Origin of the sequence: Pseudovibrio denitrificans JCM 12308, from assembly GCF_001310815.1 — a bacterium.
Classification (GTDB): domain Bacteria; phylum Pseudomonadota; class Alphaproteobacteria; order Rhizobiales; family Stappiaceae; genus Pseudovibrio; species Pseudovibrio denitrificans.
In genome coordinates this window covers 270398-289693 of sequence record NZ_BAZK01000006.1, presented here as the reverse complement: position 1 = coordinate 289693, position 19296 = coordinate 270398, and the positions used below count along the sequence as shown (strand labels likewise).

The following is a 19296-nucleotide window of genomic DNA, read 5'->3' as shown; positions in this document are numbered from 1 at the left end:
TTTACCGGAGAGTGAGCTTACGCCTGAGTCATTTCCAAAAGGTGAGCAAGTTGGAAATATCCCTCTTCAATTGTAGTTTTTTCCCCCTTCATTTGCCCAAGGTACGCTTCAAGCATGTCATATTTAGCAATAGCCTCATCAACGAGGGGGTCTGCACCTTCTTTATATGCACCCAGACGGATCAGTTCCTCCATATCCGCATAAGCAGACATCAACTGCTTGGCGCGCCGGAGAATCGGCAAGGCCTCTTCAGGTACGCACCGTGGCATAGTTCGACTTACAGATTTTAGCACGTTAATTGCAGGGTAGCGACCACGCTCGGCAATTTGCCGCTCCATGACTATGTGCCCATCAAGGATACCACGCACCGCATCCGCCACAGGCTCATTATGGTTGTCGCCTTCAACCAACACAGTAAAGAGTGCAGTCACTGCGCCTTTGCCAACTGCACCTGGCCCAGCACGCTCCAGCAGTTTAGGAAGTTCAGTAAAGACGGTCGGAGTATAACCTTTAGAAGTCGGAGGCTCACCAACAGAAAGACCGATCTCACGCTGAGCCATTGCAAAGCGTGTCACCGAGTCCATCATACAAAGAACATTCCTGCCTTCATCACGAAAGTACTCGGAGAGCGTCAATGTAAGATATGCAGCTTCCCGGCGCATGAGGACGCTCTCGTCAGATGTCGCGACCACCACAACAGACTTAGCCAATCCTTCTTCGCCTAGATCATCCTCAATGAACTCCTGAACCTCACGCCCACGTTCACCAATCAGACCAATGACAGACACCTCAGTTTCCGCATTGCGCGCAAGCATAGACATAAGGACGGATTTACCCACGCCAGACCCGGCAAAAATACCAAGGCGCTGCCCCTGACAACACGTTACAAAACTGTTAAGAGATCTCACACCCAGATCGATCGGGCCTCCAACACGCGCTCTTTCTGCAGCCGGAGGTGGTGAATCACGCAATTTTCTCGGAATTGAACCGAATGGAAGCGGTCCTTTTCCATCAATTGGCTCACCCAAAGCGTTAACAACACGCCCCAACCAACCGCTCGATGGATGCACGATACTCTCACGAGAAATCAGCTTCGCCTTGCTACCATGACGCACACCATCAAGCTCGCCAAATGGCATACAAAGCGCTCTTCCACCTCGAAATCCGACGACTTCAGCTTGAATTGACGCTGCGTTCTCCCCTATTTCTATTAGTAGACGCGCCCCGACGCTCATGGCGTAAACAGGGCCTGCAACTTCGATCAGAAGTCCCTTAACTGCTTCTACTCTACCGTAAATTTCGGTTGGGAGGCATGATTCGATTTCTGCAAAAAGCGAGTCCAAAACAGATTCCCTATTAATCATTTTCGTCGATGGTAACCGATCGTTTACGCTTCTGCTTAATGTTATTGGGGAGACTTTGAATGGCGTATAGCCTTTCAAGGAAACGAAGCGTCTAAACATGGCTTTCAGTAGCACTTGATTCGATTGAAAGCCAACCGGTCTCAAAATGTTGAACAGGAAAGGTTACACCCCTGAATTCTAGGTTGTACCCAGAGAACTGTTCTACGTCAGAGTAAAACGCTTGCGGTAGCGATTCGAGTTCTGTTAACCATAAACTCATTCAATTGAGTCGGGTTTATAGTATTCCTTCGCAACGGTTTGTGTTTTTGGGCCGGCGCGACTGCCCAGGAAAGGCAACACGAGGGGATTAACATGCGTGTATTGTTGATCGAGGACGATAGTGCTACTGCACAAAGCATTGAACTGATGCTCAAATCCGAGAACTTTAATGTCTACACGACAGATCTCGGCGAAGAAGGCATCGACCTCGGCAAACTGTATGATTATGATATTATCATGCTGGATCTGAACCTGCCGGACATGTCCGGTTATGAGGTATTGCGTACACTGCGCGTATCCAAGGTGAAGACACCTATTCTTATTCTGTCCGGTCTGGCTGGCATTGAAGACAAGGTCCGTGGCCTTGGTTTCGGCGCTGACGATTACATGACAAAGCCATTCCACAAGGATGAGCTGATTGCACGTATTCATGCAATTGTACGTCGTTCAAAAGGTCATGCTCAGTCCGTGATTGTTACCGGTGACCTCACCGTAAACCTCGACACCAAGACTGTTGAAGTTGCAGGTCAACGCGTACATCTGACTGGTAAAGAATACCAGATGCTCGAGCTTCTCTCCCTTCGTAAGGGCACCACCCTCACCAAGGAAATGTTCCTCAACCACCTCTATGGTGGCATGGACGAGCCTGAGCTGAAGATCATCGATGTGTTTATTTGTAAGCTCCGCAAGAAGCTCGCTTCAGCAACCGCTGGCAAAAACTACATCGAAACAGTGTGGGGCCGCGGCTACGTGCTGCGCGAACCAGAAGAGAAAGCAGCTTAAGAGCCCACCGCTCTTCCAAAGCAAACTTTCAAAGAGTTTCAGTAGAAGCCCTGCTTGGTCAACACCACGCAGGGCTTTTCTGATTCTCACCTAACCATCTGCAATCAAACGCTCTTCATCCTCAAAACCGCTAAAGCTTGCACTTTGGTGAAAGTAAGCGGAGGGTAGCTTCATCAAGCTTGATGACTTCCGAAACACATATGAGGATACGAAGATGCAATCCTTTGCAGACCTGAGAGCCATCGGGACCGTCACAGCAACCAACGGGCTGTTCCAGCTCAACATCCAGTCAGATTACAGGCCAGCTCTGCTGCACCTATCAGACTTCAGCCACGCCCTCATCTTGTGGTGGGCAGATCAGGCGGCAACAGAGCAGGACCGGAACACGATGCAGTTCCCAGCTCCATACGCCAAGGCACATCATGAGATCGGTACGTTCGCGTCAAGATCCCCTGCCCGTCCGAACTCAATCGGCCTTTCAACGGTATCATTGCTGAATGTCGATGTAGAACACGGCCTTATCACCGTCCCTTACATTGATGCAGAACCCGGCACACCACTGCTGGATATCAAACCCTACTTCCCGGCCTCGGATCGGGTAGAACAATGCCATGGACCAGAATGGTGCAAGCACTGGCCTCAATCCTATGAAGCATCGGCTGATTTCGACTGGGCAGCTGAGTTCGCATAAATAAGAGACCGGTTAGCCTCTGCGTTTCTCGTGGAGGCTAATCGAGAAAACACCTCCAATAACGCCTAAGTGTTTTGCCAATCATAAAGCTTTATTGCCATTGTGCGCCCATGAGGCTTTTTATTCTTACATCTATTGTCATGGTGGCTTTTGCTGCCAATTCCGTTTTGAACCGACTGGCACTCGCAGATGGTGAGATTGGACCATCCGCATTCGCAACCATCCGGGTCATTGCCGGAGCCGTTATGCTCCTCGCCCTTATTTTCGTCAGAAGCCAAAAGCTTCAGTTCTCTAAGCCAAACTATCCTGCAGTGCTCGCACTCTGCGCATATATTCTCGGCTTCTCACATGCCTACATTTCATTGGATGCTGGCTTCGGCGCACTCCTACTCTTTGGGGCAGTGCAAATTACCATGTTCGCTGGTGCATTCCTTCAGCGTGAAAAACTGGGTTTGCAGAAATGGATCGGCGCAGGCCTAGCTTCTCCGGCCTCGTATACCTGCTCTCTCCGGCAAACGCCGGCATAAACCCACTCGGAGCAGGTCTCATGACCGTTGCTGCTGTCGGCTGGGGCATTTACTCCATCATCGGCAGAGGCGCAGCAAACCCGCTAAAAGACACGGGAATGAACTTCCTCTATGCCATCCCATTGGTTGCTTTGGCACTTCTGTTGTTTCCCGATAACAGTGAAATCACCTTGGCAGGCGTGGTCTTAGCTGTCATCTCTGGCGCAATTACCTCAGGTCTTGGCTATGCCTCTGGTATGCAATCATTCCGCAGCTTCAAACAAGCACGGCTGCCGTTGCTCAGCTCACCGTACCAATCATCGCCACTGCTGGTGGGATTGTGTTCCTCGCGGAAGCCATTGACCTGCGTTTCATCATAGCAACCGCCATGGTGCTCTGCGGTGTCGCCGTTTCAGCCTATCAAAGGAAACCTCGGTAGGTTACTCAGGCCGGTCCTGCTCATCCTCATTGCCAAGCTGCAACTGATAAGTTGCGGGAACGAACCGGAACCCGTCCCCCACAGCCTCAACAAACCCCAAGGCAGGGAATGGCATGTGATAGCCGATGAAAGGAATGCGCTCTTCGGCGATCATCCCAAAGATGCGCCGACGCGTTTCTGCAGCCCGTGCTTTGTCGATATCAAACACAACACGCCAATCCGGATAGGCTAAGGACCAAACAAAGTGGTTCGCGGTGTCCGCAGTCAGCATGAGCTTTCGCCCATTGGCTTCCACCGAATACACCGTATGCCCCGGCGTATGGCCGTATGCCTCAATTGCCGTAATACCAGGCACCACCTGATCACCCGGATTGATGAAGTCGAATTTGTCTTTGAGCGGCAGGACATTCTCCGCAAACACCCGCGCACTCTGGTTCGCTGCAGGACCAAGTTTTTCCCAGTAGTTGAACTCAATCGGGTTCGTCACATACGTCGCGTTGGCAAAAGTAGGAATGCCGTTTTGCATCAGGCCGCCCGTATGATCCGCATGCATGTGCGTCAGCACCACGACATCAATGTCACCGGGACGAATACCCGCCGTCGCAAGCGCTTTCAGCAAGTTCCCGCTTTGTGGCTGAGAAAGAACACCTCTTCCCGAATCAAACAGAACCAGCCCATTACCGGTATTCACCAGAACCGGCGTGAAAAAGCCTCTGAACTTGGTAGAGGAGATGAAGTGGTCGTGACTGGCTTTGTCAAACACCTCACTCGTCTGGTCCATACCAAACGTATCCTGCGGATGCTCCGCAACAAAGGTGCCATCCAAAAACGCGTAGACTTTGAACTCACCGAGCTGAAACTCGGTGGCTGGGGCGTGTTGATTGGATCTTTCAATCGGAATTTCCGCGGCCACCTCAGTACTCCTCATCCCTGTCGCAAGCAAACCGCCAGCGCCTAAAGCAAGGGCAGACCGTCTGCTCAGCTTAAAGAAATCACGAGAACTCATCACTCAAACTCCCTCGGCCCGGTGCCCGGATAACAGGCATTCAGCGGCGTCAAACTAACGGGAAACTCTGAGGATCTTTTGGAGGAATTCGCTCATATTGAATTTGAATTGCGAGCGAATGAAGCGATGCGCAAATAAAAAAGGCCAGCTTCACGCTGGCCCAATTCTTGATCTTAAGCTGAGAAGCGAGACCCACCCGCCAAAGCCTGAATAGTTGGCCGGGTCGTACCCGGTGTACTAGGCGAAGTTGCCGTAGACCGCGTAAAGCTTGTCGAGCCAGCCGGACGACTTGCAGCCTGCTTCTTGCGGTAAACACCACGAAGGTTCGGATAAGGCTCAAAGCCATCAGTCAAACCAACAACAGTTTCCGCAGCACCAAGCACCAGGAAGCCATCATCCGGCAGCTGACGATAGATGCGGTTCAGCACATCAATCTTGGTCTGCTGGTCGAAGTAGATCAGCACGTTACGACAGAAGATGATGTCAAACTCACCCAGATGGCTGAAGTTCTCCAGCAGGTTCAGCTTGCGCCACTGCACCATTGCCCGGATTTCCGGAGCCATCTGCCAAAGTTCACCCTGCTGAGAGAAGTACTTCAGCAGCATCTGAATAGGCAGGCCACGCTGAACTTCGAACTGGCTGTAAATGCCAGTGCGAGCTTTCTCCAGCACTTCGGTCGAAATGTCGGTACCCAGAATCTCAAAGCGAAACGAACCAACCTTCGCCTTGTCTTCCTTCAGATACATGCTGAGGGAATAAGGCTCCTGACCAGTCGAAGCAGCCGCACACCAGATGCGCGCACTCCGGCGTGATTTACGTGCCTCAAGCAAGTGAGGAAGCATCACATTCCGGAAGTTCTCGAAAGGGCTCTTGTCGCGGAAGAAGAATGACTCGTTCGTCGTCATCGCTTCAACAACGTCATTCTGCAGGGACATGGAGCCCGGCTTGCTGATCGCAAGAATAAGCTCACTCAATCCATTGAGATTATGACGACGAGCTACAGGCATCAGTCGGCTTTCGACCAGATACTGCTTTTCATCGGAAAGAACGAGGCCGCTACGGGATTTCAAAAATTTCTTCAAGAAATCATATTCAGAAGTCATCATCGCGCGGCTCCTTTTAAGATACGCTTGACTTGTGCACCAATCTGATCAAGAGGCACGATGCCGCTGCAGTTCCCTGTACGGGCAGCAGCTCCTGGCATTCCCCAGACAACACTGGAGGCCTCATCCTGCGCGATGACGCTTCCGCCCTTACCGGCAATTACATTGACGCCATTTGCGCCATCACTGCCCATGCCGGTCAAAACGAGTGCCAAACACGCGGTACCGAATACTTCGGCTGCACTTTCAAAAAGTGGATCCACAGATGGCTTACAGAAGTTGACGGGAGCTCCGTCTTCAAGCAGCGAAACCGCCTGCCCGTTCTGCTTGCCGATTTTCAAATGAATTCCGCCTGGCGCGATGTACACGTGCCCAGGTTTCAATACATCCATGTGCTCAGCTTCTTTTGAAGGAAGCTGAAGTTGCTTATGCAAATGCTCCGCAAGAATTGTCGTGAACGTCCGTGGCATATGCTGCGTGATCACAACAGGAACCTTGAGCAAACCATCGCGTGCATCAGTCAGCACACGCTGAAGTGCCTGCGGCCCTCCCGTGGAGCTACCAATCACAAGAGCTCTCGGCACGACCGAAGAATATGGCCGTAGCGTAATCTCTTGCTTTGCAGCTGATTGAAGCCCCATTGTCCGTGGACGGCGCAATGCTGCACGCGTCTCTGCCCGGTCAACAGAGGTTTCAGTCCGTCGTTTGTGCGGGTCATTGACAATCTCCGCACGCATTCTGCGTACAGGCTCAGCTGCTGGCTTAATGGTCGTGCGCTTAAGACGTTTTCCCCCACGTCCAAGCAAGCGCAGTTTCTCCAGCAGCTCTCTCTGAAACTCGGTAGCACTGGCTGTCTGGCCAGTTGTTTCCGGCTTGGCGACATAATCAGTGGCACCAAGAGAAAGAGCCTTTAAACTTACTTCGGCGTTCCGGCGCGTCAGCGTGGAAGCCATCACGATGATAAGATCGCGTTTCTTTTCTAGAAGCTTCGGAAGAGCTGTCAGGCCATCCATCACAGGCATTTCAACGTCGAGCACAACAACGTCCGGGTTGCTGCGTTCAATGTCTTTTACTGCCAGCTCACCATTTCTGTGAGTTGCAACAACTTCCAGCTCAGGATCTGCCTCAATCCATCTGCTGAACAACCCACGAATGACAACGGAATCGTCTACGACCATGACCCGGATAGGTGCCGCATGACCGGATCTCTCCGTCTTTGGCTCCTCAACTTTTGCATACATGCCCAGCCGGCCCATATCCATTACTTAGACCAATCCAACTTCCTGAAATTTCGCTGAAAGAATCTCCCGATCAAACGGTTTCATGATGTATTCGTTCGCACCAGCGCGGATCGCTTTTGTGATGTGAGCCACGTCGTTTTCTGTTGTACAGAACACAACAACCGGCTCCTCACCGCCATCTTCCTCACGCAGCTTGGCCAAAAACTCCAGCCCGTCCATCACAGGCATATTCCAGTCCAACAGAACCGCATCCGGCATTGAAGCTTTACAAGCATCCAGTGCCTTCTGTCCGTCCTCAGCCTCGGTGATCTCAAATCCAATGTCCTCCAGAATGCGGCGGGCCACTTTGCGGATTACGCTGGAATCGTCAACAACCAGACACTTTTTCATTAAATCGGCTCTCTCGCTTCGAAGGTGCGCTTACGCAGCTTTAGGTTCAATAAGGGAGCTCAACAGACGGTCTACATCCAGTACCACCATCAGTCGCCCGTCCAGACGATGAACCCCGCCGGAAATCTCAGCCCAACGGAAATCAAGGTTGGATGGGTTTGCTTCCATCTCATTTCTCGGCAAGTTGAGTACCTCTCCTACGGCATCAATAACAAGGCCATAGGACTCCCCTTTGTACTCAATACCAACAGCATCATGCCCTGATCAGCATCATTTGGCTTGAGATGAAGCTTGCGACGCATATTGATGGCAGTCACGATGCGTCCGCGCAGGTTCAGCACGCCTTCCACTTCAGGCGGTGCCAGCGGAACCTGTGTAACTTTTTCAGGAACAAACACGTCATGAACCTGAGAGATAGGCAGACCAAACAGCTGGCTGCCAATCACCACAGTCACATACTGGATGTGATCGGCACTGCCCTGACGGTTGTCTTCGTCTTCGACGGCGGAGAGTTTATGAGTTGTCATGCTGCAACTCCCATTTCACTGGTCAAAACATCTTTGAGCGCTGCCAGCAGACCTGGACGGTCAAACTTGGCGACATAGTCATCAAAGCCAGCCTGACGGCCTTTTTCGATAGAAGCTGGTGTCACAACAGCAGACAGTGCGATGATCGGCAGATGGCGGAAGCGCGTATCACGACGCAGGCTCTCACAGAACTCGTATCCGCTGATATCTGGCATTTCGATGTCAGTCACGATCGCAGCAAAGTCGGTGCCTTTTTCCATCAGCTCGTATGCACTCTGAGCGCTCGAGCAAACGGTGACATCGTAACCAGCCGCTTTCAGAACCGGTGTCAGCATATTGCGGAAGAACGCACTATCATCAAGGAAGAGAAGCTTTCTCACCTTGGTGGTTGTGTCGATCTCTTTGCGCATGAACCAGTCATCAAATGCCAGAGGCAGATAATAACCAAGGTCAATAACTTCAGTTGCACGCTCACGAATGATCGCAGAACCAAGAACACCCTGACGCTCAGACACCACTTCAATGGTCATCCGGTCTTCAACAATGTCGACAATCTGATCAACAACCAGACCCATGGAACGACCGTTGTCAGAGAACACCAGCATTGGCTGAGTACCCTCAGGCTTATGACGATCACCTTCGTTTACATAAACCAGCGGCATCAGAGAGCCACGGTACTGAACCAAATCACGGCCATTGGAATGCTCGATCTTGGAGACATCAAACTCTTCAAGACGTGTCACCAGTGACAGCGGAACAGCCTTCGGCTCTTCAGAACCGGCACGGAACAGCAGCAGTGAAATTGGAGCATCCGCATCAATCACACGAGCTTCCTCGTTGTCCTGCTCATCTTCGAAGGTATCAGTCAGCGTACCGGAAGCATGGCTAGCCATCGCGCTTGCAACACCGTTCGGATCGATGATCATGATCACAGAGCCATCACCCAGAATGGTGTTGCCAGAGAACATGTTGATGTTGCGCAGCATGGAAGACATTGGCTTCACAACAATCTCTTCGGTATGGAACACGCCGTCCACCACAACACCGAAGGTCTGGCTGCCAACCTGCATAACAACAATGAAGCCGTTATCTTCATCCAAATCAGCTTCCTCAGTCTGACCAAGCAGCTGAGACATATGAACCAGAGGCAGCAACTTGTTACGCAAACGCAGAACCGGGCGATCCTTCAGACGCTCAATGCGGTGCTCTGAGTTGGACTGAACACGCACCAGCTCAACAACAGAGAGTTGCGGAATAGCGTAGCGATCACCACCAGCTTCGACGATCAGTGTAGACACAATCGCCAGCGTCAGTGGGATCTTGATGATGAAGCTGGAACCTTTGCCCGGAGTAGAGCGAAGGTCGATAGAACCACCAATCAGCTCAACGTTGTTGCGCACAACGTCCATACCAACACCACGACCAGAAACACTGGTCACGTTGGTCGCTGTCGAGAAGCCTGCTGCAAAGATGAACTTGTAGATCTGCTGATCTGCCATCTTTTCCAGTTCGGCTTCGGTGGTCACACCGTTCTTAAGCGCTTTTTCCTTGATCTTCTCAAGGTTCAGACCACGACCATCATCCTTCACTTCGATGATGATGTGACCGCCTTCGTGATAAGCGGAAAGGGTGATGTTGCCCTTCTCTGGCTTACCAGCAGCAACACGGTCAGCAGGCTCTTCCAGACCGTGGTCTGCAGAGTTGCGGATCATGTGGGTCAGCGGATCTTTGATGAGCTCCAGAACCTGACGATCAAGTTCTGTCTCCGCACCAATCATCTCAAGGCCGATTGGCTTATCAAGTTCCTGAGAAAGATCGCGAACAATACGTGGAAGCTTCTGCCATGCGTTGCCGATTGGCTGCATGCGGGTCTTCATGACCCCTTCCTGCAACTCACCGGTTACATTGGACAGACGCTGTAATGGAACCTTGAACTCGCTGTCTTCATGACGACGAACGATCTCCAGCAGCTGGTTACGTGTCAGCACCAGCTCGGACACCATGGTCATCAGGTGTTCAAGCGTTTCAACATTCACACGAATGGACTGATTGGAAACACCCTGACTGGAAGCCTTACCTTTTGCACTTGGGTTTTTCGGCTTAGCTTCAGCCTTCTTCGCAACCGGAGCTTCTGCTTGAGGCGCAGCTTCAGGAGCAGCATCCATTGCTTCCGCTTCGTCCTCTGCATCTTCCGCAGGATCAGGCATTTCGATTTCGACTTCAGCTTCCTGGAAGGCGCGCTCCAACTCATCCAGCGATACTTCGCCAGGGCGCAATGGCCGCTCCAGAACCTGATAGATATCGGTGCCAACTTCTTCCTCAGCAGCTTTTTCCTCTGCCATAGCTGCCGCCATTTCGTCAGCCATGTCATCGTTGTCAGCACTTAGGGAAAGTCGTTCCAACTCATCAATGAGATCACGGTCTGCACCTTCAGGCTCAGTACCGTTTGCAGCTTCAAGATCAGCAAGAATATCTTTAATGCGATCGATTGAAGCAAGAACAAGCGTAACCGCTTCGTGTGTTACAGGAACACCATCGCGGAACTTGCCCATAAGAGTTTCAGCAGCATGAGCAATCGCTTCCAGACGCGGCAGGCCCAAGAACCCACAAGTGCCTTTGATTGTATGCACTAACCTGAAAATGTTATCCAGAATGGTGGCGTTGTTTGGCTCTTGCTCAAACTTCACCAACTCAACGTCTACAACATCCAGGCTTTCATTGGTCTCAGTGAGAAACTCTCTGAGAAGATCGTCCATGGCCCGCACCCACTCAATGCTTAGGGGAGCCTCAAAACGAGACTCCTAAATTTCACTAAGGTTGAGTGTTAAGCCAAACGGTTAACATAGGTTGAAAGATTGTAAGATTCATCCAACCTACAATAAATGGTTGTTTTTGACAGTTGATCAGGCAGACTCAGAAACCTGAGTATTTGCCTTGCATATGACGGCGTCACCGTCTTTCTCCAGCTCAATATTTAAGCCAGCTTCACCTGCCAACAAAACCGCATAGATCGGTTGAACAGTGTGGGCATCTACCCGTTCCGGCTCCTGACCGGAAAGAATCTCACTTACAACCTGAGGGATTCGCGCATTCGTTCCTTCAGCTTTAAGGAGAAAGTTCGGAGCGCTCTCATCCCCTTCCATACTGATGGTAATGGTACCACCCCGTGGAACACACTGATTCATGAGCAAAAGCAGGTTCAGGATCAGCTTCACCTGATTCTTAGGCAGCAGCAGACGCGGCATGGTCCACTCAAGATTTGCCTTCTCATTGCTCATGTATCCAACAGCAACTTCCTGCGCATCACCCAGATCAATGGAAGCGCCGGAAGATCCGGCAGCACCAAATGCGAGGCGCGCAAACTGAAGTTTCGCAGAAGCTTGGCGGGCTGATTTACGAATAAGGTCCATCGCAAAGTCTGCCATGTCCTCATTGCCTTCTTCATCCAACACTTCCAGACCGTTTGTGATTGCCCCGACAGGTGAGATAATGTCGTGGCACACACGGCTTGCGACGAGTGCGGCAAGATCAAGAGAAGACAATTCCTTAAATACTGACATAACCGCTCCAGAACTTTGGCCAACTGGCCCTATGATTGATTCGTGATGTGGCGAAAAAGGTACAAGCCTGCTGGTTTAATTCCAAGCTGGACATCATTGATATGGACCGCATTTTACATCGCGTGCACGACTTTGTGCCTTTGCAAGCAAAATGTCCGGCGCCGTCAGAAACAAAGCGCGGTGTTCACGGCTCTGAAACAGCAATAACCGCTGGTTATAGACAAGATAGATTTTCGCCAATCCCTCAGCTCGGTAGCCTTGCGCAAGTGAGAGGGCATCGCATCCCTGAAATAATGGGGCATAGACCTCTGGATCGTGCTTGAACGCTTCCCGGTTACCTTCATTGGCAAACGCCCAAACCCGACCGCCCCATGAGAGCGACAGGTCTTCACGCCCCTTTTCCGGAGTTTCCGAGACCTGATAGGACACTGGATCGCACATGGACAGCGTGTAGGTGAACCGTTCCTGCGCATAGGCGAATGCTGAGGCAGCACACAAAAAAAGGAGAGAACACCACGCAATTCGGCCTGTACGCACAAATTTTCTGTAGAAAACATCAGAAATCATGAGAATGTCCATCCAGAGTCCGAATCACCTGCATTAACTAAACCAGCAAGTTTGACAGAGATACAAAATTCGCGACGCCTGGCCAACGGGATGCACATCATTTACCCAGCTATACCGTGATTAACCACTAGGTAGATGTAAGGCACTATAACTTGTTGTACCTAAAAGTTGCACTATGCCTTAACATTGGATTTGCTCTGAACAATCCAAATTCTCGGGTTTCTTGGAAGGAGACGTTGGCATGATGACGAGCCTGTTCGCCAATCTGCGCAACAAAGCTGCAATCGTCCTTTGCGCCATTTTCGCTCTGCTGGCGCTCAACACACATTCATATGCACAAGCGGCTGTTGATCAGTCACGCTACCACGAGCAAGACATCCTCTCCGCAGGTCATGACTTCTTTGGCTCCATCTCCACCGGTCTGGCACAGGTCGTGGAACGTGCAGTTCAGCAATACGGTGAGCCAAACGGCTATATTCTGGGCCAGGAAGGCTCTGCTGCCTTCTTCGCAGGCGCTGCGTATGGTGAAGGCACGCTCTACACCCGCAACGCAGGCAACCACCAGATTTTCTGGCAGGGTCCATCTCTGGGCTTTGACGTTGGCGGCGATGGCGCACGCGTAATGATGCTGGTCTACGATCTGCCAAGTGTCGATGCCATCTATCGCCGCTATGTTGGTGCAAAGGGTTCTGCTTACCTCGTAGGCGGCTTCGGCATGCAGGTTCTGTCCAACAACGACATCTTCGTTGTACCGGTTCGTGCAGGCGTTGGTGCCCGCCTTGGCCTCAACATGGGCTATTTGAAATTTACTAGGAAGCCAACATGGAATCCTTTCTGATATAACTAACCCTGCGTTAGTTATATTTTGGCAAGTTAGTGTGTGAGAGAATGCGCTTAAGTCTGCTGCAGACCCTCACACCCGTTAAACAGATCAGGCATAGTTTGTGATTGAAATTGCACTATACATTGCACTGGGTTTCTTCCTCGCGAGCATTCTAGCGCTCGCTGCCCTCCCCTTTATTTGGGGCCGTGCTGTACGCCTCACGCGCAAAGCGATTGAGACGTCCAACCCGATAAGCTATGCCCGTGCCACCATGGCAAAAGATGCGCTGCGCGCGCAGCATGCCATCGCGATCCGTCAGATGGAAGTTCGCCTGGAAGGCATGACGGAAAAGCTCGCTGAAAATGCGTCCGCCCGTGCAACTGCCGAGGCACAACTCGCTGAGCTGAAGGAAGAGCTGAGCGTCGTGCAACTCAAGTCTGCCCGCGAGCGCAAAAACATGGCACAGAAGGCAACACGCTTCCTGCGTCGTAGAAATCCATCTGAACCAATTCCCTTCTCCGCTGATGACCGCATCACGACCGAGCCAGAAGCAGAGCTGGAAACTGCAGGTGCGGAACAGACAGCCGACCAGAAGGCATCCGCTGAGATTATCCAGCTCAACAAACAGGCCGCCGCAGAAAAGACCCGCGAGCTTGATGCTGAACTGAAGGACGAAGAAGGTGCGACCAAGCCAGTTGGTCCAATCGACACTTCAGAACTTCAGGATATGGACAACCCGCTTGCAGAACTGGCAACTCAGATCTCTCAGCAGGTTTCAGAGATGACGGCGGAAGCCGAAACCAAGCATCAGCCAACCTCTCCGGCAGAGGCAGCGGAACTGGCCTCACAGTCTTTCACCAAACTCAAAAGCCGCTACAGCTCACTGGAACGCGAGCGTGATGACCTGAAACACGCCCTTCAGCAAGAGAAGGCAGCCAAAGAAAAAGCTGCCAAGCGCACCACCAGAAATCCGAATATCAAAACGCCTGAGCATATGAAAACTCTCGAAACCGATCTGGAAGAAGCAAAGAAAACAATCGAGAAGCTGACGAAGCAACTCGAAGAACGCGCTAACAGCACCTCCAAGATCGAGGAAGCCGTTGATCTGCGCAATGAACTGAAAGATCTTGCTGCCCAGATCACAGCAAAGGCAATTGCAGAAAATCCTCCGCTTGCAGAAAAGTACGATGAGGTCCTGAAAGACCTCAGCACAATCGCAGCAAGCACACCGAAGGCTGAGGCAACAAAGCCCAAAACCACGCGCACCAGACGTGCTCCGGCTAAAACCACAAAGCCACGCACCCGTAAGCCTGCAGCAGCAAAGAGCGCTCCAGCGGCAAAAGCTGACAAAGCAACGCCTGCACCAGAGCCAGACAAGAACCTTGCTGAACGCATCGCAGACGCAAGAAAGACCAGCAGCTCCCGCGGCTAACCTTCGGCTTCACACATCTCAAACAAAAGGCGCCTCAAACGGCGCCTTTTTCGTATCCACTATCAGAATGCTGCGTTAGCCAGTTCAGGCTTCTGTCGGGCTCTTAGAGCCTCCACTTGCATCCTGTTGCGATTTACCGGCCACTTCCACCAGTCGCACTTCATTATCCGCCAGCAATTGACGGTAATCCTGCGAGACCAGCGTATCCGTCACAAACGTATCCACTTGCGCAATATGACCAATCCGTACAGGAGCAGACCGCTCGAACTTGGTCTGGTCAGCGACCAGAATAACATGCCGCGCATTCTCAATAATCGCCTGAGCAACCCGCACTTCGCGGTAATCGTAGTCCAACAGCGCTCCATCACGATCCAGCGCAGACACACCAATCACAGCGTAGTCAACCTTAAACTGCCTGATGAAGTCCGCAGCAGCCTCACCCACAATGCCTCCATCTGTTGCACGCACCAATCCGCCAGAGATGATCACTTCATTCTCTGAGAATGGTCGTAACGTGCTCGCCACATTGAGGTTGTTGGTGATGATCATAAGGCCTGTACGCTGGATCAAAGCCCGCGCTACTGCCTCAGTGGTCGTCCCGATGTTCACAAAGAGCGATGCACGATCTGGGATCAGGTCAGCAGCGGCTTGCCCGATGGCTTCCTTCTCTTTGCCTGCCAGATCTTTACGTGCGGAATAGCCCAGGTTCTCAACGCCAAACGCCAGCAGCGCCCCACCATGTACGCGGGTCAGCAGCCCTTGGTCGCTCAACTCTTTCAGGTCTTTGCGGATTGTCTGAGGAGACACAGAAAAGCGCGTGGCGAGTTCGTCAACTTCCACCTTCCCGGTCTCTCGGGCAATATCAAGAATAGAGTTGTGGCGCGAAACCAGCATCATGAATCAAGTCCGATAATTTTTTTGTACATTGCCACCAGTCTATAATCTGCGATGTTTCACAGTACTATAGCCAAAAGCACAGAAGCATCCAGACGACTATTAGATGAGTTCAAAACAAAAGTCCTCTTGCCTCTGCTCCCCTACTCTTAGTATTAATACGTCACAAAAAGGGGACAAGCTGCAACTTTTTCCATCTTTGTCATGATACCGCCCAAAGAAGTCCGTTAAAGCTCACGCGGATCAATACACTGTCTTATCAAAGTTCAGCTAGAAAATCTAAGAGGGACGAACTGTGACCCGCGTAATGGAACGGCAATACAGTGCCAATCGGTATTCTGCAAAGAAACCAGCTGCACTGAAAAGCAAACTCCAGACTGCTGAGGCCCGCATCGAAGTTCTCGACAACATCGATGACTTGAAAGAAATGAATGCTCAGCTCAGTGAAAGTCTGGCAAAAACCGTCAGCAACGAAACTCAGAGTGACGAAAAGCTCTGGAATGATGTTGACGGAGATAAAGAAGACCACCACCTCGGCGCAGGATTAAACGGTCGCTGGTTCTAAACCGCACCTTTGGGCTTTCCTGCTGCAAACACGTCTATCCTTGAAGTGCTGCATCCCCCATCTAGGGGAACCATCCTCAAACAACATCCAAGCAAACACCACATACCATGGCTGACATGCGCTTTGCCTTGAGCGAAAGATGCACGCGAGCTCAGTGCTGCTTACTATCTCAGTCACGATGTATTGGGAAGAAAAGGAGTGGTACGCCCAAGGGGAATCGAACCCCTGTTTCCGCCGTGAAAGGGCGGCGTCCTAACCGCTAGACGATGGGCGCTCACATAGTGAGAGACTTTTACAAAGCTCTGTCTTCAAGCAGATAACTGCTTGGTATCGCTGAGAAAGCTTTTGGTACGCCCAAGGGGAATCGAACCCCTGTTTCCGCCGTGAAAGGGCGGCGTCCTAACCGCTAGACGATGGGCGCCTAAGCTTCGCTCTCGCGATGGACGGGGGTATATTGGCTAATTCCCCGCTTGGCAAGCCCCCTCCTCAAAAGAAAAGGGGGTTTATCCACCTATCTCGCAACAAAATCAGTACGTGCAATTTTTCGGCCCGTTACAGGTCGATATAGACAAGTGCTTGTGACGCACCTTCTTTCACCAGCACAACCAGATTTCCATCCATTTGGGTCACGGAGATAACCTGTGCTTCAGCGCCAATAGCAATTGTTGCAGCAACATTATCTGCGCTAACATTGGAATTATTGGCGTTAATCTTATAGAAGATGGCCGCAAAGACAGCTAATAAGCCGAGCACCATGACAAGGCTTGACCCCATCAAGAGGCGGCGGAGCTTCGCTTGAAGCCTCAAAGCTGCTGGATCAAGTTCGTCCTGTACAGTCTCGTCGCTGTCAGTATTAGGATCACGCATGAACGATAAATCTCCTGAGGGCACCCAGCCACTCACAAACTCTGTAATTGCCAATGAGCAGCAACCAACAGTCATCACGCCAGAACCGGAAGACGCCGGTCGCCGTCTGGATGCTGTGCTCGCTGCGCATATAGATGACTTCAGTCGCAACCGACTTCAAGCCTTGATCCGGGCTGGTCAGGTTCAAATTGGCCAACGCACGGTGTTGGAGCCTAAATATAGAGTCTGTGCCGGAGATACAATCACTCTTATTGTCCCGGAACCAGAAGCAGCTGAACCACAGCCGGAAGATATCCCTCTGACGATCGTTTATGAGGACGAAGACCTGATCGTCATCGATAAACCAGCAGGCCTTGTCGTGCATCCGGGCGCTGGCAATCCTACCGGCACACTGGTCAACGCGCTCATCCACCATTGCGGCTCTTCCCTGTCCGGCATCGGCGGCGTCAAACGCCCTGGCATCGTTCATCGTATTGATAAAGACACCACAGGCCTGCTCGTCGTCGCTAAAAACGACATGGCACACCAAGGCCTTGCAGCTCAGTTTGCCGACCACGGCAGAACCGGTCCACTGGAACGAGCCTATAAAGCTCTTGTGTGGGGTGCTCCCACAGCAGCAAAGGGAACTGTAGACGCCAATCTCGCCCGCTCTACCGCCAACCGCCAGAAGATCTCGGTGCTGAAAACCGGTGGTCGCCATGCAATTACCCATTGGCAGGTTCAGGAGCGTTTTGGCCCGCAGGATGAAGCTGCCGTCGCAAGTCTCATTGAATGTCGTCTGGAAACAGGCCGAACCCACCAGATCCGCGTACACATGTCCCACATCGGAAATCCGCTAATAGGTGATATGGATTACGGTTCTGGCTTTAGAACTAAATACAATAAATTCCACGAACCACTGAAAACCCAGTTGGCGGAGTTCAAACGACAAGCTCTTCATGCAGGACTTTTGGCGTTTGCGCACCCAAGAACGCAGGAATTCATGAAGTTTGAATCGGAGTTACCTGCTGATTTTGCTGGTATTCTTCAATCATTACGAAAAATTTAGGCCAAAAAAATTGCCGATCTGGTAGCGTTTTGGCCACAATGTTCCCATATAGAAACTTCAGGTGCGCTTCATCTGGAGGCACCAATGTGTGTTTGCCGAAAAGCCTGATCCCTCGATCAGGCGGGAACACTAAGCAAGGAGGGGTGCTTTATGGCCCGTAACCTACCAGCCCTCACGGGTGGCGAAGGCGGTTTAAGCCGCTATTTAGATGAGATTAGAAAATTCCCGATGCTTCAGCCGCAGGAAGAGTACATGCTCGCCAAGCGCTACCGGGAACACGACGAACCTAAAGCTGCCGAAAAACTTGTAAATTCTCACCTGCGCCTCGTTGCAAAAATTGCAATGGGTTACCGCGGCTATGGCTTGCCACTGGGCGAAGTCATCTCCGAAGGTAACGTAGGCCTGATGCAGGCTGTAAAACGTTTTGAGCCAGACAAAGGCTTCCGACTGGCAACCTATGCGATGTGGTGGATCAAAGCCTCCATTCAGGAATACATCCTGCGCACTTGGTCGCTGGTAAAAATGGGCACCACCGCAAACCAGAAACGCCTGTTCTTCAACCTGCGTCGCGTCAAAGGCAAAATTCAGGCATTTGAGGACGGTGATCTGCGTCCAGAACAGGTTCAGCAGATTGCAACGACGCTCGGCGTAACGGAAAACGAAGTTGTTTCCATGAACCGCCGTTTGGGTGGCGACTCTTCTCTAAACGCACCACTGCGCTCCAGCGAAGGTGAATCCAGCGAATGGCAGGATTGGCTCGTTGACGACTCTGAAAGCCAGGAAGCTGTGCTTGCTGAGCAGGAAGAGTATGACGTACGCCGCGATATGCTGAAAAATGCGATGAGCGTTCTCAATGAACGTGAAACCCGCATTTTCGAAGCACGCCGTCTGTCAGAGAACCCAATCACTCTGGAAGAGCTTTCCACCGAGTTTGGTGTCAGCCGCGAACGTGTTCGCCAGATTGAAGTGCGTGCTTTTGAAAAGGTCCAGAAGGCCGTTCAGGAAAGCGCAATGGCAATGGCTGCCCAACACGCAAGTGCATAACACGTACTCCCGCTCAGGGGGTACGTTTCCCAGCCAGATGAAAATGGACGCTGATTACACAGCCACGATGGATGTTGTCTGCATTGTAACGCTTACATGCACACAATTTGAGCTGAATTAACTTAAAATACAAATCATCTGTAGGAACATCCTTTTAAATAAACAGCCAAGCTTGTCGTCCCTCAGGT

At 51.5% G+C, this 19296-nt stretch carries 19 protein-coding genes, 2 tRNA genes and 1 pseudogene; 9 read left to right on the top strand and 13 right to left on the bottom strand.

Annotation, left to right across the window (positions count from 1 at the left end; genetic code table 11):
- Positions 1 to 17 precede the first annotated feature (17 nt).
- Positions 18 to 1343, bottom strand: a complete 1326-nt coding sequence (fliI, locus tag JCM12308_RS10015) for a flagellar protein export ATPase FliI (RefSeq protein ID WP_054783633.1) — start codon at positions 1341 to 1343, stop codon at positions 18 to 20.
- Positions 1344 to 1715: 372 nt separating this feature from the next.
- Here fliI and ctrA point away from each other — a divergent pair, with 372 nt between their 5' ends.
- The 4 genes from ctrA to JCM12308_RS29525 all read left to right on the top strand — a co-directional run bounded on the left by ctrA (position 1716) and on the right by JCM12308_RS29525 (position 3982).
- A complete protein-coding gene (gene ctrA, locus JCM12308_RS10010) occupies positions 1716 to 2405 on the top strand; it encodes a response regulator transcription factor CtrA (RefSeq protein ID WP_008551652.1) in 690 nt (229 codons plus the stop codon).
- Positions 2406 to 2619: 214 nt separating this feature from the next.
- A complete protein-coding gene (locus tag JCM12308_RS10005; protein ID WP_054783599.1) occupies positions 2620 to 3096 on the top strand; it encodes a TrmO family methyltransferase domain-containing protein in 477 nt (158 codons plus the stop codon).
- Between the two features lie 110 nt (positions 3097 to 3206).
- On the top strand, positions 3207 to 3623 hold the full coding sequence (locus JCM12308_RS29530) for an EamA family transporter (protein ID WP_208978424.1): 417 nt from the start codon (positions 3207 to 3209) through the stop codon (positions 3621 to 3623).
- Between the two features lie 20 nt (positions 3624 to 3643).
- Complete coding sequence (locus JCM12308_RS29525) at positions 3644 to 3982, top strand: hypothetical protein (protein WP_208978423.1); 339 nt, start codon at positions 3644 to 3646, stop codon at positions 3980 to 3982.
- 60 nt (positions 3983 to 4042) lie between these two features.
- Here JCM12308_RS29525 and JCM12308_RS09995 read toward each other — a convergent pair whose 3' ends face one another.
- The 8 genes and pseudogenes from JCM12308_RS09995 to JCM12308_RS09960 all read right to left on the bottom strand — a co-directional run bounded on the left by JCM12308_RS09995 (position 4043) and on the right by JCM12308_RS09960 (position 12435).
- Complete coding sequence (locus JCM12308_RS09995) at positions 4043 to 5047, bottom strand: MBL fold metallo-hydrolase (RefSeq protein WP_054783598.1); 1005 nt, start codon at positions 5045 to 5047, stop codon at positions 4043 to 4045.
- Positions 5048 to 5220: 173 nt separating this feature from the next.
- Complete coding sequence (locus tag JCM12308_RS09990) at positions 5221 to 6153, bottom strand: CheR family methyltransferase (RefSeq protein WP_008551369.1); 933 nt, start codon at positions 6151 to 6153, stop codon at positions 5221 to 5223.
- Complete coding sequence (locus JCM12308_RS09985) at positions 6150 to 7412, bottom strand: protein-glutamate methylesterase/protein-glutamine glutaminase (RefSeq protein WP_008551507.1); 1263 nt, start codon at positions 7410 to 7412, stop codon at positions 6150 to 6152. Before JCM12308_RS09985 ends, JCM12308_RS09990 begins: the two co-directional genes overlap by 4 nt.
- Positions 7413 to 7415: 3 nt before the next feature.
- Positions 7416 to 7781: a response regulator gene (locus JCM12308_RS09980; protein WP_008551604.1), complete on the bottom strand. Its 366-nt coding sequence runs from the start codon at positions 7779 to 7781 to the stop codon at positions 7416 to 7418.
- Between the two features lie 30 nt (positions 7782 to 7811).
- Positions 7812 to 8308 (bottom strand): annotated as a pseudogene (locus JCM12308_RS09975) (chemotaxis protein CheW).
- On the bottom strand, positions 8305 to 11064 hold the full coding sequence (locus JCM12308_RS09970; RefSeq protein WP_008551308.1) for a hybrid sensor histidine kinase/response regulator: 2760 nt from the start codon (positions 11062 to 11064) through the stop codon (positions 8305 to 8307). The pseudogene JCM12308_RS09975 and the gene JCM12308_RS09970 overlap by 4 nt, the downstream one beginning before the upstream one ends.
- Positions 11065 to 11211: 147 nt before the next feature.
- Positions 11212 to 11868, bottom strand: a complete 657-nt coding sequence (gene chpT, locus JCM12308_RS09965) for a histidine phosphotransferase ChpT (RefSeq protein ID WP_054783597.1) — start codon at positions 11866 to 11868, stop codon at positions 11212 to 11214.
- A 93-nt stretch (positions 11869 to 11961) separates the two neighbouring features.
- Positions 11962 to 12435, bottom strand: a complete 474-nt coding sequence (locus JCM12308_RS09960) for a YHS domain-containing (seleno)protein (RefSeq protein ID WP_008551722.1) — start codon at positions 12433 to 12435, stop codon at positions 11962 to 11964.
- A gap of 244 nt (positions 12436 to 12679) precedes the next feature.
- On the opposite strand from JCM12308_RS09960, the gene JCM12308_RS09955 reads away from it, so the two are divergent.
- Positions 12680 to 13273, top strand: a complete 594-nt coding sequence (locus tag JCM12308_RS09955; RefSeq protein ID WP_037037827.1) for a DUF1134 domain-containing protein — start codon at positions 12680 to 12682, stop codon at positions 13271 to 13273.
- A 106-nt stretch (positions 13274 to 13379) separates the two neighbouring features.
- Positions 13380 to 14690 carry a coiled-coil domain-containing protein gene (locus JCM12308_RS09950; RefSeq protein WP_054783596.1) on the top strand — a complete coding sequence of 437 codons (1311 nt, stop codon included), beginning with the start codon at positions 13380 to 13382 and terminating at the stop codon, positions 14688 to 14690.
- An 84-nt stretch (positions 14691 to 14774) separates the two neighbouring features.
- Here JCM12308_RS09950 and JCM12308_RS09945 read toward each other — a convergent pair whose 3' ends face one another.
- Positions 14775 to 15587: a DeoR/GlpR family DNA-binding transcription regulator gene (locus tag JCM12308_RS09945; RefSeq protein WP_014286925.1), complete on the bottom strand. Its 813-nt coding sequence runs from the start codon at positions 15585 to 15587 to the stop codon at positions 14775 to 14777.
- A 304-nt stretch (positions 15588 to 15891) separates the two neighbouring features.
- Here JCM12308_RS09945 and JCM12308_RS09940 point away from each other — a divergent pair, with 304 nt between their 5' ends.
- Positions 15892 to 16149: a hypothetical protein gene (locus JCM12308_RS09940; RefSeq protein ID WP_014286926.1), complete on the top strand. Its 258-nt coding sequence runs from the start codon at positions 15892 to 15894 to the stop codon at positions 16147 to 16149.
- 199 nt (positions 16150 to 16348) lie between these two features.
- Here JCM12308_RS09940 and JCM12308_RS09935 read toward each other — a convergent pair.
- From JCM12308_RS09935 to JCM12308_RS09925, 3 genes are all read right to left on the bottom strand, one after another.
- Positions 16349 to 16423: transfer RNA gene (locus JCM12308_RS09935), tRNA-Glu, on the bottom strand.
- 72 nt (positions 16424 to 16495) lie between these two features.
- Positions 16496 to 16570 (bottom strand) — tRNA-Glu (locus JCM12308_RS09930).
- Between the two features lie 131 nt (positions 16571 to 16701).
- Entirely contained in the window at positions 16702 to 17016 is a 315-nt protein-coding gene (locus tag JCM12308_RS09925) for a DUF6476 family protein (protein ID WP_208978422.1), read from the bottom strand.
- Here JCM12308_RS09925 and JCM12308_RS09920 point away from each other — a divergent pair.
- Together JCM12308_RS09920 and rpoH are read left to right on the top strand one after the other, a co-directional pair.
- Positions 17015 to 18064, top strand: coding sequence for an RluA family pseudouridine synthase (locus JCM12308_RS09920; protein ID WP_054783595.1), 1050 nt, complete (start codon positions 17015 to 17017; stop codon positions 18062 to 18064). The genes JCM12308_RS09925 and JCM12308_RS09920 overlap by 2 nt on opposite strands.
- A gap of 150 nt (positions 18065 to 18214) precedes the next feature.
- Positions 18215 to 19108, top strand: a complete 894-nt coding sequence (rpoH, locus tag JCM12308_RS09915; RefSeq protein ID WP_008551469.1) for an RNA polymerase sigma factor RpoH — start codon at positions 18215 to 18217, stop codon at positions 19106 to 19108.
- Positions 19109 to 19296: the final 188 nt, after the last annotated feature.

What these genes read in the sequence shown, in the direction of transcription:
- ctrA (WP_008551652.1), top strand. Translation starts at nt 1,716, where the DNA reads ATGCGTGTATTGTTGATCGAGGACGATAGTGCTACTGCACAAAGCATT.
- JCM12308_RS10005 (WP_054783599.1), top strand. Translation starts at nt 2,620, where the DNA reads ATGCAATCCTTTGCAGACCTGAGAGCCATCGGGACCGTCACAGCAACC.
- JCM12308_RS29530 (WP_208978424.1), top strand. Translation starts at nt 3,207, where the DNA reads ATGAGGCTTTTTATTCTTACATCTATTGTCATGGTGGCTTTTGCTGCC.
- JCM12308_RS29525 (WP_208978423.1), top strand. Translation starts at nt 3,644, where the DNA reads ATGACCGTTGCTGCTGTCGGCTGGGGCATTTACTCCATCATCGGCAGA.
- JCM12308_RS09995 (WP_054783598.1), bottom strand. Translation starts at nt 5,047, where the DNA reads ATGAGTTCTCGTGATTTCTTTAAGCTGAGCAGACGGTCTGCCCTTGCT.
- JCM12308_RS09990 (WP_008551369.1), bottom strand. Translation starts at nt 6,153, where the DNA reads ATGATGACTTCTGAATATGATTTCTTGAAGAAATTTTTGAAATCCCGT.
- JCM12308_RS09985 (WP_008551507.1), bottom strand. Translation starts at nt 7,412, where the DNA reads ATGGATATGGGCCGGCTGGGCATGTATGCAAAAGTTGAGGAGCCAAAG.
- JCM12308_RS09980 (WP_008551604.1), bottom strand. Translation starts at nt 7,781, where the DNA reads ATGAAAAAGTGTCTGGTTGTTGACGATTCCAGCGTAATCCGCAAAGTG.
- JCM12308_RS09970 (WP_008551308.1), bottom strand. Translation starts at nt 11,064, where the DNA reads ATGGACGATCTTCTCAGAGAGTTTCTCACTGAGACCAATGAAAGCCTG.
- chpT (WP_054783597.1), bottom strand. Translation starts at nt 11,868, where the DNA reads ATGTCAGTATTTAAGGAATTGTCTTCTCTTGATCTTGCCGCACTCGTC.
- JCM12308_RS09960 (WP_008551722.1), bottom strand. Translation starts at nt 12,435, where the DNA reads ATGATTTCTGATGTTTTCTACAGAAAATTTGTGCGTACAGGCCGAATT.
- JCM12308_RS09955 (WP_037037827.1), top strand. Translation starts at nt 12,680, where the DNA reads ATGACGAGCCTGTTCGCCAATCTGCGCAACAAAGCTGCAATCGTCCTT.
- JCM12308_RS09945 (WP_014286925.1), bottom strand. Translation starts at nt 15,587, where the DNA reads ATGATGCTGGTTTCGCGCCACAACTCTATTCTTGATATTGCCCGAGAG.
- JCM12308_RS09940 (WP_014286926.1), top strand. Translation starts at nt 15,892, where the DNA reads ATGGAACGGCAATACAGTGCCAATCGGTATTCTGCAAAGAAACCAGCT.
- JCM12308_RS09920 (WP_054783595.1), top strand. Translation starts at nt 17,015, where the DNA reads ATGAACGATAAATCTCCTGAGGGCACCCAGCCACTCACAAACTCTGTA.
- JCM12308_RS09925 (WP_208978422.1), bottom strand. Translation starts at nt 17,016, where the DNA reads ATGCGTGATCCTAATACTGACAGCGACGAGACTGTACAGGACGAACTT.
- rpoH (WP_008551469.1), top strand. Translation starts at nt 18,215, where the DNA reads ATGGCCCGTAACCTACCAGCCCTCACGGGTGGCGAAGGCGGTTTAAGC.